Source organism: Streptomyces sp. MNU89, from assembly GCF_020982505.1.
GTDB classification, from domain to species: domain Bacteria; phylum Actinomycetota; class Actinomycetes; order Streptomycetales; family Streptomycetaceae; genus Streptomyces; species Streptomyces xinghaiensis.
The window spans coordinates 5,404,447-5,420,488 of the sequence record NZ_JAJKLL010000001.1 but is presented as its reverse complement, the minus strand read 5'-3'; the positions used below and the strand labels follow the sequence as shown (position 1 = coordinate 5,420,488).

General features: G+C 71.0%; 16 protein-coding genes. 4 read left to right on the top strand and 12 right to left on the bottom strand.

Features of this window, described 5'->3' with window-relative positions; translation table 11 throughout:
* The first annotated feature begins 472 nt into the window (after positions 1–472).
* The 3 genes from E4N63_RS23110 (at position 473) to E4N63_RS23100 (ending at position 2,195) form a co-directional block, all read left to right on the top strand.
* On the top strand, positions 473–694 hold the full coding sequence (locus E4N63_RS23110) for a type II toxin-antitoxin system VapB family antitoxin (RefSeq protein ID WP_230241604.1): 222 nt from the start codon (positions 473–475) through the stop codon (positions 692–694).
* 410 nt (positions 695–1,104) lie between these two features.
* A complete protein-coding gene (locus E4N63_RS23105; protein ID WP_230241603.1) occupies positions 1,105–1,959 on the top strand; it encodes a helix-turn-helix transcriptional regulator in 855 nt (284 codons plus the stop codon).
* An 11-nt stretch (positions 1,960–1,970) separates the two neighbouring features.
* Positions 1,971–2,195, top strand: a complete 225-nt coding sequence (locus E4N63_RS23100; protein WP_230241602.1) for a DUF397 domain-containing protein — start codon at positions 1,971–1,973, stop codon at positions 2,193–2,195.
* Positions 2,196–2,281: 86 nt separating this feature from the next.
* On the opposite strand, the gene E4N63_RS23095 is transcribed toward E4N63_RS23100, so the two are convergent.
* The 12 genes from E4N63_RS23095 to E4N63_RS23040 form a co-directional block, all read right to left on the bottom strand.
* Positions 2,282–2,692 carry a hypothetical protein gene (locus E4N63_RS23095; RefSeq protein WP_228429786.1) on the bottom strand — a complete coding sequence of 137 codons (411 nt, stop codon included), beginning with the start codon at positions 2,690–2,692 and terminating at the stop codon, positions 2,282–2,284.
* Positions 2,693–2,759: 67 nt separating this feature from the next.
* Complete coding sequence (locus tag E4N63_RS31245; protein ID WP_230241601.1) at positions 2,760–4,079, bottom strand: AAA family ATPase; 1,320 nt, start codon at positions 4,077–4,079, stop codon at positions 2,760–2,762.
* 113 nt (positions 4,080–4,192) lie between these two features.
* Positions 4,193–4,621, bottom strand: coding sequence for an ATP-binding protein (locus tag E4N63_RS23085; protein WP_125625308.1), 429 nt, complete (start codon positions 4,619–4,621; stop codon positions 4,193–4,195).
* Between the two features lie 158 nt (positions 4,622–4,779).
* Positions 4,780–6,279 (bottom strand): family 43 glycosylhydrolase, encoded by a 1,500-nt coding sequence (locus E4N63_RS23080; protein ID WP_374112887.1) that lies wholly within the window; start codon positions 6,277–6,279, stop codon positions 4,780–4,782.
* Positions 6,280–6,651: 372 nt separating this feature from the next.
* Positions 6,652–8,178, bottom strand: a complete 1,527-nt coding sequence (locus E4N63_RS23075; protein WP_230241599.1) for an alpha-N-arabinofuranosidase — start codon at positions 8,176–8,178, stop codon at positions 6,652–6,654.
* A gap of 111 nt (positions 8,179–8,289) precedes the next feature.
* Positions 8,290–9,255, bottom strand: a complete 966-nt coding sequence (locus tag E4N63_RS23070) for an arabinan endo-1,5-alpha-L-arabinosidase (RefSeq protein WP_230241598.1) — start codon at positions 9,253–9,255, stop codon at positions 8,290–8,292.
* Positions 9,256–9,412: 157 nt separating this feature from the next.
* The gene (locus tag E4N63_RS23065) at positions 9,413–10,312 is read right to left on the bottom strand and encodes a carbohydrate ABC transporter permease (protein ID WP_374112886.1); all 900 of its coding nucleotides are present in this window, start codon (positions 10,310–10,312) and stop codon (positions 9,413–9,415) included.
* An 11-nt stretch (positions 10,313–10,323) separates the two neighbouring features.
* A complete protein-coding gene (locus E4N63_RS23060; RefSeq protein WP_125626675.1) occupies positions 10,324–11,286 on the bottom strand; it encodes a carbohydrate ABC transporter permease in 963 nt (320 codons plus the stop codon).
* Positions 11,283–12,629 (bottom strand): extracellular solute-binding protein, encoded by a 1,347-nt coding sequence (locus E4N63_RS23055; RefSeq protein WP_125626676.1) that lies wholly within the window; start codon positions 12,627–12,629, stop codon positions 11,283–11,285. The genes E4N63_RS23060 and E4N63_RS23055 overlap by 4 nt, the downstream gene beginning before the upstream one ends.
* 206 nt (positions 12,630–12,835) lie before the next feature.
* Positions 12,836–13,756 (bottom strand): EI24 domain-containing protein, encoded by a 921-nt coding sequence (locus E4N63_RS23050; RefSeq protein ID WP_230241597.1) that lies wholly within the window; start codon positions 13,754–13,756, stop codon positions 12,836–12,838.
* 87 nt (positions 13,757–13,843) lie between these two features.
* Positions 13,844–14,269, bottom strand: a complete 426-nt coding sequence (locus E4N63_RS23045) for an organic hydroperoxide resistance protein (RefSeq protein WP_125626678.1) — start codon at positions 14,267–14,269, stop codon at positions 13,844–13,846.
* 169 nt (positions 14,270–14,438) lie between these two features.
* A complete protein-coding gene (locus E4N63_RS23040) occupies positions 14,439–15,476 on the bottom strand; it encodes an NADP-dependent oxidoreductase (RefSeq protein ID WP_230241596.1) in 1,038 nt (345 codons plus the stop codon).
* 117 nt (positions 15,477–15,593) lie between these two features.
* Here E4N63_RS23040 and E4N63_RS23035 point away from each other — a divergent pair, with 117 nt between their 5' ends.
* Complete coding sequence (locus tag E4N63_RS23035) at positions 15,594–16,025, top strand: MarR family winged helix-turn-helix transcriptional regulator (protein WP_043460197.1); 432 nt, start codon at positions 15,594–15,596, stop codon at positions 16,023–16,025.
* The last annotated feature ends 17 nt before the right edge of the window (positions 16,026–16,042 follow it).

Here is a 16,042-nt window from a genome sequence, read left to right as displayed (position 1 = left end):
CGGGCTTGGAGGGTGGCGAATGTCCCTTCGTCGTCACTCGGCCGGGGAGACCATGCCCGGTGTGCGGTCGGCACTCGACCGAGGCGAGGTCGGCGCGACCACTGCGTTCTTGATCGTCACCCTGCTCTTCCCGGTCACCTCCCCACTGGAAGCCGGCCATCGGTTTCCTACAGCTTCCTGCGGCCATTCCCCCGTAAAACAGCACCAGCCGTGAACACCCCCGCGCCGACGGGAAAGATGTGCCGTACTGGGCGGCGGCGGTGCGCGGAAGCGCTGTCTGAACCGGCGAAGCGGATGCAGCCTGCGTCCTGCCCCCCGACGCGGGGTGAGACGGAGGCCCGGGCCGTTGCCGGTTCCGCGAGCGGGCTCGCTGTGTGCAGAGGCAGGCGTTGCGCGCAGCTGCCTCTGCTCGCGGGCGGAAGACTGCTCTCTGTACTTCGATGTACATCACCAACATGGGCGGAGGCTCGGTGTGTCCCTTGCGCAAATCGACATTGATGACGACGCACTGCGGCGGGTCATGGCGCTCTCGAAGGCAAGGACGAAGAAGGAAGCGGTGAACCTCGCGCTCCACTTCTACGTCGAGCAGCAGGAGCGGGCGGCCCGCATCAGTCGCCACTTCGAGCGGGCGCGGGAGTGGGGAGCTGTCGAGGACGCCGAGGCTCTGCACCAGGCAGAGCAGCGCACCCGGTGAGACGCGGTCGACGCCGGAACCATGGCGTCCTGCTATCCGCAGCGCACCGAGTTTCTGTACAGCGCTCGGAACGGTCGCGAGTACGGCGAGATCGCCGAGATGTTCGCGGATCTCTACTCGGACGTGTCGGTGAACGCGGGACGCTGGATCGGCGCGGTGCGGCACCACATGGCCCAAGCCGGCGAGTACCGCAGGGATCTGCTGCCGGTCACCACCGACCGGGACTCGCCATGCCGGGCAGCAGCGGTCCCGGCGCCCCCGGAGCACCATGGCAGGACGTCTGCCTCCCCGGCACCGCCGCCGGGGGCAAGGTGGCACCCCTGCAACCTGGTCCCTCCACGTCCCTCGCTTCCTCTGGTTCATGAAAAGGTGTTGCGTCACATGCGACACACGAGCCACGAGGGGACGCCATGTCGCTGAGAAGCGCGCCGACAGCTCGTCAGGAGCGACTGGGTGCCGAGTTGCGGAGGATGCGCGAGGCCGCGGGGGTCACCGCCCGCGACACCGCGAAACTCCTGGGGGTGGACCCCGCCAAGGTCAGCCATATCGAGGCGGGACGGCTCGGGGTCGGCGAGGAGCGCCTGCGGCGGCTCGCGACGTTCTACTCCTGCGGCGACAGCGCGCTGATCGACGCCCTCGTGGCCATCACCTACGAACAGCGCGGCCAGGGCTGGTGGGAGGCGTACCGGGGCGTGCTGCCCGCCTCGATGCTGGACCTCTCCGAACTGGAACATCACGCGACCCGGCTCCGCACCATCCAGATCACTCACATCCCCGGCCTGTTACAGACCGAGGCGTACGCCCGCACCATCTTCGGCGCCGCCCTGCCCCCGCTGCCCAAGACCGAGCTGGAGGCCCGCGTCGCGCACCGCATGGAGCGGCAGTCCGTCCTGAGCCGGCACCGCACGTCCCCCTATGAGGTGGTCATCCACGAGGCCGCGCTGCGCATGCGCTTCGGCGGCCGCGCGGTGGTGCGCGAACAGCTGAAGGCCCTGCAGAGCCTGAGCGAGCAGCCCTACATCAGCCTCCGCGTGATCCCCTTCGCCTCCGAGGCGCACATCGGGTCCGGGCACGCGATGCTCTACGCCTGCGGGCCCGTCCCGCAGCTCGACAGCGTGCAGGTCGACGCCGCGCACGGCATGGGACTGCTCCACACCGAGCCCCAGCTCCGGAAGTACCGGACGCTCTTCGACGCCATACGGTCGGCGGCGCTCGGGGAAACCGAGTCGCGCGCCTTCATCCAGTCGGTCGTCCGAGAGCTGTGAAGGGTCATCCGTTGGCCGAGAAGACCATCTGGCAGAAGTCGTCCTACTCGCAGGAGGAGGGCGAGTGCGTCGAACTCGCCGCGGCCGGCCCGGCCGCCATCGCCCTCCGCGAGAGCGATCACCCGGGTGCGGTCCTCACGCTCCGCCCCACGGTGCTCGGTGCTCTGCTGCGCGGGGTCAAAGCCGGCGAATTCGACGGGCCGGCTGCCCGTGCACGCAGCAGCCGACCACACTGACGCGGACATACGGAGCGGGACCGGTCCGCCCTTCACTCCCTGCGGCGTGAAGGGCCCGGTCCCGCGTCTGCTCTGCCGTCGACCCGTCAGGCGTAGGACGCGAGAAGGGCATCGAGCGTCCACACCCCGGCCTCGATACCGGAGGTCCGGGCCAGGTACCGGTCGCGCTCGACGAGGATGTTGAGATCGCCGCAGCCCAGACGGTTGCAGGCATGCTCGATCAGGCTGCTGCCCGTCCGTCCCCCTGCGAGCAGGGTCTCCCGATGAGCGGCGTTCCACTCGACCTCGTTCAGCGCCCAGGGTGCAGTGCCCTCCACCACCGTCCGGAGGACCGCGGCGAAGCGCTCGGCGCAGGCGCGGCGTGCCTTGCCGTCCGGTAACTGAGCGATGTGGTTCCCGGTCTCGATCACCGCCGTCACGGGGAGCAGCAGCGTGCAGTTCCGGGCTTCGCGTTTGCGGCGCAGGTCGTGGGGGCCACCTGCTCCCGGTCCTGGCATTTTCCGGGGACGCCGAGGAGATTGCAGAGGACGGATGTGTCGACGAACTCGACTCTGCGCGCCACGTTCACCCGATTCCGAGCAGCCGGTCGAATTCCGTGTAGTCGCGGTCGCCGCGGTCACGGTGCTCCAGCCGGCCCTGCGTCACCACGTCGCCCAGGGTTCCGGCGGCCATGGCCGCCGGGTAGCCCTCCAGTTGTGTGAGCCGGCCGAGGCGGCTGGTGCCGGACTCACGGTCGCGCGTGCAGACGACGACGCCTTCGTGGTCGGCGCTGTCGAGCGCCGTGAGCAAAGCCGGACTGTGTGTGGTGATCAGGACCTGCGTGCTGTTCTCGGCGCTGGCCTGCCGCACCAGGTGCAGCACCTCGGACGCCTGTGAGGGGTGCAGTCCGTTCTCCAGTTCCTCGATCACCAGCATCAGGGAGCGTTCGTCCTGCTCCGCGAGTCGGGGACCCAGGTCGAGGCCGCTGCCCCCGGTGAGCAGCGAGGTGGCCACCGCCAGGAAGCGCAGCATCCCGTCGCTCATCTCCCGGGCCGGGGTGAGCCCGAATCGCCCCTCGTCCAGGGCCAGCATCACGTCGCCCAGTTCGGAGTTGGTGACCGCCAGCCTTTCGATGTCGTGATCGGTCAGGCCCCGCAGCAGTTCCACCAGCCGCTGGAAGAGGCCCGATTCCCGGCGCTGGAGGTCTCCCACCGCGGCGGACAGATTCTCCGCCGTGCGCCGCAGATGCACATCGCGCGCCGGCACGTACTGGCGCATGAGGTGCGGCACCGGGTCGAGATGGAAGACCCCCGTCAGCGCCGAGAGCACTGTCTCGGCGCACCACAGGGTGTCCTGTTCGCCCACGGTCTCGCCGACCAGGCGGCCGGGGACCTGCGAGGTGAGAAGTCTCGACGCCCGGAACATCATCCGGGGGTGCCGGCCCGGCTTTCCGTTGTGCACGGTCGCCACTACGGGGCCGGGCCCGCTCGGTTCGGTCATCTCCAGTACGGCCTTCCGGCCGCGGTGCGTCGGGCCGGTGATGCGCTCGGAGACGATCCGGACCTCCGGCTCCACCTGGACCGTGACGTCGAGATCGACCAGATACCGCTCGCCCGACTCCTCCCTCCGCACGGTGCAGCCGAGGGTGAAGTGATCGGAGCCGTGCGGCACACAGCCGGCCAGCCCGCCCCGTACCGGTCCGGACTCACTGCGACGGCTCTCCAGCGCCTCGATCACGTCCTCGCCCCGCGCCAAGCGGGACAGGACTTCCAGGCCGTCCAGAGCATTGGACTTGCCGCTGCTGTTCCGGCCGATCAGGACGGTGAGCGGCGCGAGCGGGAGCACTTCGTCGCGGAAGCTCTTGAACGCGGTGAGACGGACCTCTTCGATCGTCTGGACTGTCACGTTTTCAAGCTACCGCAGGGCAGGCCGAGCCCGTGCCGACTGCGCGCGGCTGCGGCAGGGGGCAGATCCGGTCCGACTGCCCGGCTGGGGGAACCGGTCCCGGGCGCGGCCGGCTACGCCCGGAGGGTGCCCAGTTCGCACCAGACGCCCTTGCCCTGGCGTGCGTTGAGGCCGGGCGGACCGCCCCGTACATGGCCCCAGGCGTCGGCGAGGGCGGCGACCAGGGCGAGGCCGCGGCCCCCCTCGTCGTCGTCCCGGGCGCTGCGCGGGGCGGGGGCGGACGGGTTGGCGTCGTAGACGCTGATCCGTACGAGGGTCGGCTCGACCACCAGCCACAGCAGCGAGCCGATGCCGGAGCCGGAGTCCCCGCCCCTGTTGGTGTGCACATAGGAGTTGGTGACCAGTTCGGAGGTGCACAGAGCCGCGCTGTCGGTGATGTGCCGCAGGTCCAGGGAGCGCAGGACGCTCGTCACGAAGTCGCGGGCGATCTTCGGGACGGTGATCTGCGGAGGACAGCACAGGGCGTAGGTGTGGGGCTCCATGCTTGTTGTCTCCCCTCCGTGGTGAACGGCGCAACCGCCATACCACTACAGGTCGTGTGAATCTCATCACGGAATGTAGAAACCCGTGAACGCTGGAGGCGCGGAGCGCGGCGTCCGCGCGGGCAGTGCGCGCGGACGCCACGCCGGTGGCCGGCCGGTCAGGAGACCGGCTTCAGCTGCCACTGCTGGCAGGCGTTGTCCAGCCAGGACCACTGGCGGACGTCGGCCCCGTCGGCCGTGGAGCAGTCCGCCACGTCCGCGACCTTGCCGCTCGCCGCGTTGATGAGCCGGACCCAGCCGCCGCTGTCCGTGACGGCGAGGCGGAAGCGCTGGCAGGTGTTGTCCAGCCAGGACCACTGGCGCAGACCGGCGCCGTCTTCCGCGGAGCAGTCGGCGGTGTCCAGGACCTTGCCGCCGGCCACGCCGACCAGGCGGCTGGTGTCGTCGCCGAGATCCTCGATCCGCCAGCGCTGGGCGTCCGCGCCGTTGCACGTCCACTGGCGGACGTTCGCGCCGTCGGCCGTGGAACCGTCCTCCACGTCCAGGCACTTGCCGCTGTTGCGGTTGACGAGGGTGTACGCGGCCGGGGTGGCGGCCGTCTCGCCGGACGGGCCGGGGAGGGTGGTGCCCAGCCGGACCGGGGTGCCGAAGCGGGGGGTGCCGTCGGCGTTCCAGGTGAACTTCTGGGCGCGGGCCGTGCGGGCGTTGCTGCAGCCGTCGCCGGCGTCGTCGTTGGCGTGGTAGACGATCCAGTTCTCGGTGCCGTCGGGTGAGGTGAAGAAGCCGTTGTGGCCGGGGCCGTAGACGCTGTTGGCGTCACTGCGCTGGAAGACCGGCTCCGGCTTCTTGGTCCAGGAGGCGGCGCTGAGCGGGTCGGCGCCGGTCAGTTCGAGCTGCCCGAGCTTGTAGTCGGGGGTCCAGCAGCCGCTGGCGGAGTAGATGACGAAGGTGCGGCCGCCGCGCTGCAGCACCTCGGGGCCCTCGTTGACCGGGTCGCCGGAGCGCTCCCAGGCGTGGGTGGGGGTGGAGAAGGTCCGGAACGCGCCGCTGACCGTGTACGGGTTGCTCATCGGCGCGATGACGAGGTTCTGGGTGCCGCCGTCGGTGAAGGCGCTGGCCAGCATGTAGAGGCGGCCGCCCTGTTCCATCAGGCTGCCGTCGATGAGCCAGCCGTCCAGGCTGGGGTGGGTGATGCGGGCCTTGTAGGCGTACGGGCCCATCGGGTCGGAGCCGGCGCTCTCCAGGACGTGCAGCCGCTGGGTCGGGCCGTAGTCCTCGATGCCCTGGCCGGCGGTGTAGTAGAGGTACCAGCGGCCGCCTTGGTAGTGCATCTCCGGTGCCCACATGTTGCAGCAGCGGGAGGCGGTGGTGTCGGACCACACCCGCACGCTGGGCGCGGTGGAGAGCCCGGCGAGGGTGGGCGACTTGCGCATGGTCAGCTCGGAGGTCCACGAGGTGCTGATCATGTAGTAGTGGCCGTCGTGGTAGCGGATCCAGGGGTCGGCGCCCTTCTGCGCCTTGACCGGGTTGGTGTACGGGCGGCCCTCCGCCGAGGGGGCCGCGGATCCCGCCGCGGTGCCGGTGGTGCCGGTGGCCGCTGCCGGACGGACCGTCGCGGGCTCCGCCGTGGCGGGCTGCGGGGCGGCGGCGAGCACCAGCGCGAGCAGCGCGGCCGCCAGGGCGGCGGCCCGGGAGCGCGGGTGCGGGCGGGGGCGCCTGCCTGCGCGGGCGCGGCGGAGGTGTGAGGTGCGGTAAGCGCATGAAGCGGAGCACGGGAATCCCTTCCGATACGGGTGGGGGCTGCGGATCGGTGGGCGGGTCCGTCCGGTGGTGCGGTGTTGCCGGTGTGCCGGTGTGCCGGTGGAACGGAGCGGTACGGGGTGGGGTCGTGCAGCTGCCCGGTGGGTGCGGGCCCGTACCGGAGGGAGTGCCCAACGGCTGTTCGGCGTACAGCCGTTGGGCACGTGTGGGGGCGGTGCCGGAGCAACCGGGGCGGGCCGGGGCCCGTCCGGTCCGGCCGCTCCGCCCCGTCAGACGAGGCGGATGACGTTCCAGGACAGGGGTTCCAGCACCGTGCGCAGCACGCCGTCCGCCAGTTCGGTGCCCTCCGCCGCCGCGTGCGGGGTGACGCGTTCCGGTTCGGCGAGGGTGTTGCGGGCCTCCGGGTCGGCGTCGGCCAGCACGCTGTGCTCGGCGACCCGTCCGACGGACAGGCCGTGCAGCGCGGCCTCCAGGGGCAGCGGTTCGGTCTGGCTGCGGTTGACGGCGAAGACGGTGACCGCGCCGGTCTCCTCGTCCTGCACCGCCGTGGCGTGCAGCAGCGGCACCTCTCCGTAGCGCGCGGTCTCGTACACCGGTCCGGCCGGGTCGACCATGAGGACCCGGCCGCGTCCGTACCGCGACGCCTGCGCGAAGGGGAAGAAGGTGGTCTGCCGCCAGGAGGGGCCGCCGGGTTCGGTGAGGATCGGGGCGATGACGTTGACGAGCTGGGCGAGGCAGGCGACGGTCACCCGGTCCGCGTGCCGGAGCAGCGCGATGAGCAGCGAGCCGAAGACGACGGCGTCGGTGACGCTGTAGTTGTCCTCCAGCAGCCGCGGCGCCTCCTCCCACTGGCCCGGGTTGCGCTCGGCCTCTTCCTGGAAGCGGGAGAGGTACCAGACGTTCCACTCGTCGAAGGAGAGGTTGACGCGCTTCTTCGACTTGAGCCGGGCGCCGACGTGGTCGCAGGTGGCGATCACGTTCTCGATGAAGGACTCCATGTCGACGGCGGAGGCCAGGAAGGAGCCGCGGTCGCCGTCCTTCTCCTCGTAGTAGGCGTGCAGGGAGATGTGGTCGACGAGGTCGTAGCACTCCGCCAGGACGGTGGCCTCCCAGGCGGCGAACGTCGGCATGTACTGGCCGGAGCTGCCGCAGGCGACCAGTTCCACGTCCGGGTCGATCTGCCGCATGGCGCGGGCGGTCTCGGCGGCCAGCCGGCCGTACTCCTCCGCCGTCTTGTGGCCGGTCTGCCAGGGCCCGTCCATCTCGTTGCCCAGGCACCAGAGGCGGATGCCGTACGGGTCCTTCGCGCCGTGCGCGATACGGCGCTCGGAGAGCTCGGTGCCGCCGGGGTGGTTGGCGTACTCCTGGAGTTCGAGCGCCTCGGCGACGCCGCGGGTGCCGAGGTTGACGGCCATCATCGGCTCGCCGCCCGCCTTCGCGACGAAGTCCATGTACTCGGCGAGGCCGAAGCGGTTGGTCTCGGTGGAGCGCCAGGCGAGGTCGAGGCGGCGCGGCCGGTCCTCCACGGGGCCGGTGCCGTCCTCCCACTTGTAGCCGGAGACGAAGTTGCCGCCGGGGTAGCGGATGGCGGTGACACCGAGCTCGCGGACCAGTTCGAGGACATCGGTGCGGAGCCCCGCCTCGTCGGCGGCCGGGTGGCCGGGTTCGTACACGCCCGTGTAGACGCAGCGGCCCAGGTGCTCGACGAAGGAGCCGAAGAGGCGGGGGTTGACGTCGCCGACGGCGAACGCGGGATCCAGGGTGATGCGGGCGGTGCGGGCGGTGCGGGCGGTCATGGAGGCCTTTCGGTCCGGGGAATGGGAGGAGGGAGGCGGGGAGGACGGCGGTGCCGGCGGTACGGAGGCCGGGCCCGGGTGCCGGATGCGGGTGCCGGGCCCGGCCGGGGGTCAGTACGCGGTGGGCCAGCCGCCGCTCCAGCTCAGCAGGTTGATGCCGAGCTTGGGTGTGCCGTTGTCGTCGCGGTCGTAGTAGTGGTAAACGAGCACATGCCCGTCACTGTCCTTCAGGACGGACTGCCCGCCCGGGCCGATGTAACGCCCGTGGGTCTCCAGCACGGGAGTGCCGCCGCCGTCCATCATCCGCACACCGTTCCGGTCGGTGTAGGGGCCGGTCGGGCTGCTCCCCCGGCCCACCTTGATCTTGTAGGTGGAGTCGGTGCCGGCGCAGCACCGGTCGTACGAGGCGAACAGGTAGTAGAACCCGTCCCGTTTGACGATCTGCGGGGCCTCCACGGCGTGCGGCGCGTCGGGCCGGGTGGCGAGGTTGTGAACGGTGCGGTCGCTGTGCCGGTTCCCAGTGGCGGGGTCGAGGCGGATCATCTTGATCCCGGTCCAGTAGGAGCCGAAGCTCAGCCACCAGCTGCCGTCGTCGTCCACGAAGAGGTTCGGGTCGATGGCGTTGTGGTTGTCGCTCGTGCTCGTGCGGTACACGATGCCGCGGTCGCTCCAGCTGCCGGGCAGGCCGGTGGAGCTCTTGGCCAGCCCGATGGCCGAGTGGTTGGAGCCGAAGGAGGAGACGGCGTAGTACATCCAGTAGGCGCCGTTGTGGTACGAGATATCGGGCGCCCAGGGGTCCCGCTCCGGGGAGTACTCCGACCACCAGGACGGCAGGCTGGTGAAGGCCGATCCGGCGCGGGTGAAGTGGGTGCGGTCGGTGGAGGTGCGGGCCTCCAGGCCGCCGTGGGTGGAGTAGAGGACGTAGCGCCCGTCGGTGGTTTTGATCATCGTCGGGTCGTGGACGACGACATCGCCGGTGACCAGCCCCGGGTTGGGGTAGGCGGTGGCACCGGACGGCAGCAGGGCGAGCAGCAGGGCCGCGGGCAGGGCGGTGAGCAGAGCGCGTCGGCGACGCATGGGGGTGTCCTTCCGTTGTGGGGGCGTGGGGATACGGGAGGGCGGGTCGTACGCGGGTGCGTGGTGCGTGGATGCGTCGCGCGTACGGGGTGCGTTGCGTTGCGCGTGGGCCGGTCCGGACCGTGGAGCCGCCGCGGGCCCCCGGTCCGGACCCTGGCTACTGGCCGGCGAGGCCCGTATGGGCGACGCCGCGGACGATCTGGCGCTGGAAGATCGCGAAGACGACGAGCAGCGGCAGCCCGGCGATGACGAGGGAGGCCATCACCTGGGCGTAGCGCACGCCGTAGGTGGACTGGACGTTGACGAGCCCGACGGGCAGCGTCATCCCGGCCGGGTCGGTGGTCACCAGGAACGGCCAGAGGAAGTTGTTCCAGGTGGAGATGAAGGTGAAGATCGCGACGGCGGCGAGCACGGGCCGGGAGAGCGGCAGCACGATCTGCCAGAAGACCCGCCACCGCCCGGCGCCGTCGCAGAAGGCGGCCTCCTCCAGCTCGCGCGGCACGCCCTGGAAGAACTTCACCAGGATGAAGACCATGGCGGGCACGGCGACCTGCGGCAGGATCACGCCCCAGTAGGTGTCGACGAGCCGCAGCCGCACCATCTCGGCGAAGAGCGGGGCGATGAGCACCTGCGGCGGCACCATGATCCCGGCGAGCACGATCCCGTAGAGGACGCGGCGTCCGCGGAACTCGGTGCGGGCGAAGCCGTAGGCGGCCATCGCGCAGGTGGTGACCGTCAGCAGCGTCGTCATCACCGCGATATAGGCGGAGTTGAACATCCAGCGGGCGAGGTCGCCGGACGCCCACACCTCGCCGTAGGCGTCGAAGGTGATGGTCGAGCCCACCCACTCCAGTGTGGTCTTCGTCGTCTCGCTCGCCGGTTTGAGGGAGGTGGCCACGGCCCAGGCGAGCGGCAGCAGCCAGGCGACGGCCAGCAGCAGGGCCAGGGCGAGCAGGGCGATCCGGCCACGCGTCCAGCGGGGCGTGCGGCCCCCGCCGGTCCCGGGCGCGGCGGCGGCGCCCGGCACCGGGGCACCGGCCGCGGTGGTGCCTTCCACGGCGGTTGCGCTCACCGGTCACTCTCCTCACTGGCGCGCCGGGACAGCCGCAGCTGGACCAGCGAGACGACGACGATCAGGGCGAAGAACACGTAGGAGATGGCGGAGGCGTAGCCGATCCGGTAGCCGGTGAAGCCGGCCTGGTAGACGTACTGGAGGATCGGCCGGGTGGACTCGTCGGGGCCGCCGCCGGTCATGATGTAGACCTGGTCGAAGATCTTGAGCGAGGCCAGCAGCTGGAGCACCAGCACGACGAAGGTGGTGCGGCGCAGGCTCGGCAGGGTGATGTGCCACAGCCGGTGCCAGGGCCCGGCGCCGTCGATCTCGGCGGCCTCGTAGAGGTGCTGCGGGATGGACTGGAGTCCGGCGAGGTAGAGCAGGAAGTTGAAGCCGACGGTCCACCACACGGTGGTGAGGACGATGGAGAGCATCGCGTAGCGGGTGTCGCTGAGCCAGCCGATGTCCGGGTCGAGCCCGGCGGCGCCCAGCAGCAGGTCGGCCAGGCCGAAGTCGGACGGGTAGATCATCCACAGCCAGAGCAGGCAGACGACGCCCGAGGGCAGCAGGAACGGCGCGAACCAGGAGAGCCGCCACAGCCACTGCACCACCCGCAGATGGTGGGCCAGCAGCGCGAGGACCAGCCCCAGTACGACCAGCGGGACGGTGCTGAGGACGGTGAACCAGAGGGTGTTCCAGAGGGAGGACCAGACGTTCGGGTCGGTCAGCGCCTCGGCGTAGTTGTCCAGCCCGATGAACTCCGACTCGGTGCCGGCGATGTTGTCGTCGCCGAGGCTCATCTTGACGCCGTAGAGCAGCGGCCACACCAGGAAGAGGGCGTAGACGAGGAGGAACGGAGCGGTGAAGAGCAGCCCGTGCTCGGTCCACTTGTGGCGGACGGACCGCACGGGGCCCGTCGTCCCGGCCCGGGCCTCGGCGGCGGGCGCGGCGGGCGGTACGGCGGAGGTGGTGGTCATGCCGCGCCTCCGAAGGGGTTCGGGGTGTCGAGGAGTTTCCGCAGCCGGCGCTTCGCCTCGGCGAGGCCGTTCCGCGGGCTGCGGGAGCCGGTGAGCACGCCGGAGAAGACGGCGCCGAGCTCGATCTGCATCGAGGAGGCGGAGCCGGCGAACCAGGCGGGCGGGTCGAGGGCCACGTCGTCCAGGACCGAGCGGTACTCGGACTGGGGGGTGAGCTCCAGGTACTCCGGTTTCTCCAGGGTGGGCAGATAGGCGGGGACGTGGCCGCCCTTGGCCCATTCCACGGTGTGCTTGAGCAGCCAGGCGACGAAGGCGTGGGCGGCCTCGTTGCTCTCGCCGCCGCGGTCGGCCTGGTGCGGGAGGACGAAGGTGTGGCAGTCGGCGAAGGTGGAGGCCCGGCCGAAGAGGTCCGGGATCCGGGTCATGGAGAAGGGGATCTTCGTGGTGAGGAAGGTGCTGACCTCCCACTCCCCGTTGATGAGGAAGGCGGTCCGCTGGGTGTTGAAGGCGCCGACGCCGCCCTGGTAGTCGACCCGGTGGATGGCCAGTCCCTCGTCGACGAGGGAGCGCATCCACTCCAGGACCCGCAGGGCCTTGGCGTCGTCGATGGTGATCCGGGTGCCGGTGTCGTCGAGGACGGTGCCGCCGGTCTGGGAGTAGAAGGCGGCGAAGAGCCGCCAGGGGCCGACGGTGTCGGCGCCCATGGTCTCCATGGCGATGGCGGGTCGGCCGGTGGTCTTCTTGACGGCCCGCAGGGCCTCGGTGAACTCCCGGGCGCCCTGGAGGGGTTTGAGCTTCCCGTCGTCACCGAGGAGACCGGTCTTCTTGCAGATCTCGGTGTTGTAGAAGAGGACCAGGGGGTGGGTGTCGAGCGGGACGGCGTACTGCTCGCCGTCCACGGAACCCCGGCGCCAGATGTCCTCGGGGAAGTCCTGCGGGCGGACGCCGTGTTCGGCGAGGAGGCCGAGGTCGAAGGGGTCGAGGAGCCGGCCGGGGGCGAAGCCGGGGAGACGGGTGAGGTGGAGGGCGGCCACCTCCGGGGCCCGTCCGCCGGCACCGGCCATGCCGAGTTTGGTGTAGTACGGCGCGCCCCACTGGAGGGTGGCGGCCTCCAGGCCGATGTGGGGGTGTTCGGCGCGGAAGGCGTCCAGCAGCGTCTGCATGTTGACGCCGTCACCGCCGCCGAAGAGGTGCCAGAAGCGCAGGCGGGTGCGGTCGGCGCCGGCGGCCGAGGGGGCCGCGCAGCCGGAGGCGGCGGTTCCGAGGGTGCCGGCCGCGGCGAGGGCACCGAGGCCGGTGAGCACGCTTCTGCGGCTCCGTGAAGTTCGTGAACTCTGCTGCATGACGGCGGGTATCCCTACGTCTTCGGGATGCTCATGGCGTGCGGGAGGGCTGACACCGTTCGAAATTTCGAATGGCGCCCGTAACTTCGAACGGCAAGATAGATTCGAAAGAATGCCCCGTCAACGCTTCGCGCAGAGAAACGGCAAAGCCGCCGACACGCCAACACGGGCCGCACACCCGGGAGATGGGGTGCGGCCCGCGGTGTTCACGCGTGCCGGCGGCCGTTGCGCGCCGTCAGTTCCGTAGCCGGTTCCGTGCCGTCACGGGGGCGGACTTGCTCCGCAGGAAGGTCAGCCGGCCGACGGCGCCGGGGGCCAGGCCGGGGTGCGGGCCGGGCCGGGTCCGCCCTGCCCGGTTTGCCGGCCCCGGGGCCCGGCGGCTCCTCCTCGGGCGGCAGCAGGTCGCGGGCGAGGAGGGTCGCCCCCGCCACCGCGCCCGGCATCAGGAAGACGGCGACGACCGGGACGAGGAAGGCCAGCGCCAGCGGCACACCGAAGCCGAGGGTGAGCATCATCCGGCCGCGCAGCAGCCGGAACCGCTCCTTGATCGGGAGGCCGCGGCGCGCGAGCGCCACTCCGGCCAGCTCGACGGTGAGGAAGAACCCCGAGACGCAGACACCGGCCACGGGCACGACGGTCTGTCCGATGACGGGCACGAAGCCCAGCGCGAACAGGGACACCCCGAAGACGGCAACCCAGAGGAGCACCCGCAGGCTGTCCCGCGCCGAGATCACCAGCTCGCGCCAGAGCGGCAGTTCGGGCCCCGCCGGGGCGCCGCCCTCGGACTCGTCCACCTGCTCGGCCAGGGCTTCGTAGAACGGCTGGCCGACGAGGAGGGTCACCGCGGCGAACGTCACCACCGCGAAGAACAGCCCGCCGACGAAGAGCAGCGCAGTGAGGGTTCCGCGGAGGAGGCCCTGCCAGGGCGAGTCCCAGTCGTCGGCGAACGGGGTGGCCCAGGCGGTGATGTCGTCGGCCCAGAAGCCGAGGACGACCAGCGCCGCCACATACAGCGCCAGGGTGATGAGCGGCGGCAGCAGCAGCCCCGTCTTCATCCGGCTGCCCCGCCGGCTCACCCACCGCTGGCCCTTGGCCAAGTAACCGAAACCCACCCCGAGATCACGCATGACGGCAGCTTATCGGGGCCCCGGACGGCACAAGCCCCGCCCGTGGATTCGGGGCGGGGCCGGTGCGGGGCGACGGTGCGGCGGAGGTCAGGCGACCGTCAGGCCGACCTTGATGTTGCCGCGGGTGGCGTTGGAGTACGGGCAGACCTCGTGCGCCGCCTCGGTCAGTTCGCGGACGGTCGCCTCGTCCGCGCCCGGGATGTGGACGGCCAGTTCGACCTCCAGGCCGAAACCGGCCCCGGCCTTTCCGATGCCGACCTTCGCCGTCACGCGCGAGCCGGTGATGTCGGCCTTCCGCTGCCGGGCGACCACACCCAGCGCGCTCTGGAAGCAGGCGCTGAACCCGGCGGCGAAGAGCTGCTCGGGGTTGGTTCCCGCACCGCTCCCGCCCAGCTCCTTGGGCGGGTTGACGACCACGTCGAGCTTGCCGTCGTCGGTGGCGACCCGGCCGTCACGCCCTCCCTCGGCGGTGGCTATCGCGGTGTACAGAACGTCGACGGTCTGGACGGACATGTGAATCCTCCTGTGGTGCGCACGACTTGTGCGCTCTTGAACCTGCTGCCAGGACTGTGCTTCCGCGCGCCGGGCATCTCCGCCGGCGCTGCGAACCCGGCCGACGCCAAGAAGACGGCGGTACGCGGGGTGGTGCGTGGGGGTGGTGCGTGGGGGCAGAGGAAGGGCGTCAGCCGTCGAGGCTGACGATCATCTTTCCGGTGTTCTCGCCGCGCAGCATGCCCAGGAAGGCGTCGACGGCGTGGTCGATGCCGTGCACGACGGTCTCGGGGTGGTGGAGGTCGCCGGACCGGATCCAGCCGCCGACCTCCTCGACGAACCGCGGCTGCAGCGCCTGGTGGTCGCCGACGAGCATCCCCTGGATGCGGAGCCGCTTGCCGATGACCTGGGCGAGATTGCGCGGCGCGGGCGACGGCTCGGTGGCGTTGTACTGGGAGATCATTCCGCAGACGGCGATACGGCCGTGGACCGTGAGGGAGCTGATCGCCGCCTCCAGGTGTTCGCCGCCGACGTTGTCGAAGTAGACGTCGATGCCGTCCGGCGCCGCCTCCTTCAACTGCTCCCCCACCGGGCCGTTCTTGTAGTTGAACGCGGCGTCGAAGCCGTACTCCTCGGTCAGGGCCCGTACCTTCTCGTCCGAGCCGGCGCTGCCGATGACGCGGGAGGCGCCCTTGAGCCGGGCGATCTGGCCGACCAGGCTGCCGACGGCACCGGCCGCGCCGGAGACGAAGACCGCGTCGCCCTCCTGGAAGGAGGCGACCTCCAGCAGCCCGGCGTAGGCGGTGAGACCGGGCATCCCGAGCACGCCGAGATAGGCGGTGAGCGGGGCGACGGCCGGGTCCACCTTGGTGGCGTGCTCGGCCTTCACGACGGCGTACTCGCGCCAGCCCAGCCCGTGCAGTACGTGGTCCCCCACGGCGAACCCGTCCGCCTCCGAGGCCACGACCTCGCCGACGGCGCCGCCGTCCATGGGCGCGTCCAGCCGGAACGGCGGGACGTACGACTTGACGTCGTTCATGCGGCCGCGCATGTAGGGGTCGACCGACAGATGCAGATTCCGGACCAGGATCTCACCGGGGCCGGGCTCCGTGACGGGGATCTCCCGCAGCGCGAAGTCCTCCGGTACCGGCGTGCCGTGCGGCCGGGCGACGAGATGCCACGCGCGGTCGGCGCGCGGCAGTCCGGACGGTACGGGCTGTTCCGGCATGGGTCACTCCTCCTCAGGGCCGCGCTGCAACCCAGCGGCGACCAGATACTTCACTACCTGAAACAACCATGCTGCCCAATATTTCAGATTGTCAAGTAAATCGTTACTCTGGATGCCATGGCCCCACGCAGCACGGATCCCCTGACCCTCGAGGTCGTCGAGCTCATCGCCGCCGTCGTGGCCCGCTACCACGAGGAGTACGAGGACGCCGCGGCCGAGCACCACCTCACCGGCGCCCAGGCCCGGCTGCTCGGCCTGCTCTCCCTGGAACCGCTCCCGATGCGGCGGATCGCGCAGCGGCTGAAGTGCGAGCCGTCCAACGTCACCGGCATCGTCGACCGGCTGGAGGCCCGCGGCCTCGTCGAACGCCGCCCCGACCCGGCCGACCGCCGCGTCAAACTGGCCGCCACCACCGCCGAGGGCCGCGCCACCGCCCGCCGCCTCCGCGACTCCCTCGACTTCGCCCGCGAACCCCTGGCCGCCCTGTCGGCGGAGCAGCGCACCCTCCTCCGCGACCTCCTGCGGCGGATGCTGGGCCTGGAGGCCTGACGACGCCCGGTGGGACA

Excerpts from the sequence above, each read along its gene's own strand:
- E4N63_RS23105 (WP_230241603.1), top strand. The coding sequence starts at position 1,105 with ATGTCGCTGAGAAGCGCGCCGACAGCTCGTCAGGAGCGACTGGGTGCC.
- E4N63_RS23095 (WP_228429786.1), bottom strand. The coding sequence starts at position 2,692 with ATGCCAGGACCGGGAGCAGGTGGCCCCCACGACCTGCGCCGCAAACGC.
- E4N63_RS23085 (WP_125625308.1), bottom strand. The coding sequence starts at position 4,621 with ATGGAGCCCCACACCTACGCCCTGTGCTGTCCTCCGCAGATCACCGTC.
- E4N63_RS23075 (WP_230241599.1), bottom strand. The coding sequence starts at position 8,178 with ATGACCGCCCGCACCGCCCGCACCGCCCGCATCACCCTGGATCCCGCG.
- E4N63_RS23070 (WP_230241598.1), bottom strand. The coding sequence starts at position 9,255 with ATGCGTCGCCGACGCGCTCTGCTCACCGCCCTGCCCGCGGCCCTGCTG.
- E4N63_RS23060 (WP_125626675.1), bottom strand. The coding sequence starts at position 11,286 with ATGACCACCACCTCCGCCGTACCGCCCGCCGCGCCCGCCGCCGAGGCC.
- E4N63_RS23055 (WP_125626676.1), bottom strand. The coding sequence starts at position 12,629 with ATGCAGCAGAGTTCACGAACTTCACGGAGCCGCAGAAGCGTGCTCACC.
- E4N63_RS23050 (WP_230241597.1), bottom strand. The coding sequence starts at position 13,756 with ATGCGTGATCTCGGGGTGGGTTTCGGTTACTTGGCCAAGGGCCAGCGG.
- E4N63_RS23045 (WP_125626678.1), bottom strand. The coding sequence starts at position 14,269 with ATGTCCGTCCAGACCGTCGACGTTCTGTACACCGCGATAGCCACCGCC.
- E4N63_RS23040 (WP_230241596.1), bottom strand. The coding sequence starts at position 15,476 with ATGCCGGAACAGCCCGTACCGTCCGGACTGCCGCGCGCCGACCGCGCG.
- E4N63_RS23035 (WP_043460197.1), top strand. The coding sequence starts at position 15,594 with ATGGCCCCACGCAGCACGGATCCCCTGACCCTCGAGGTCGTCGAGCTC.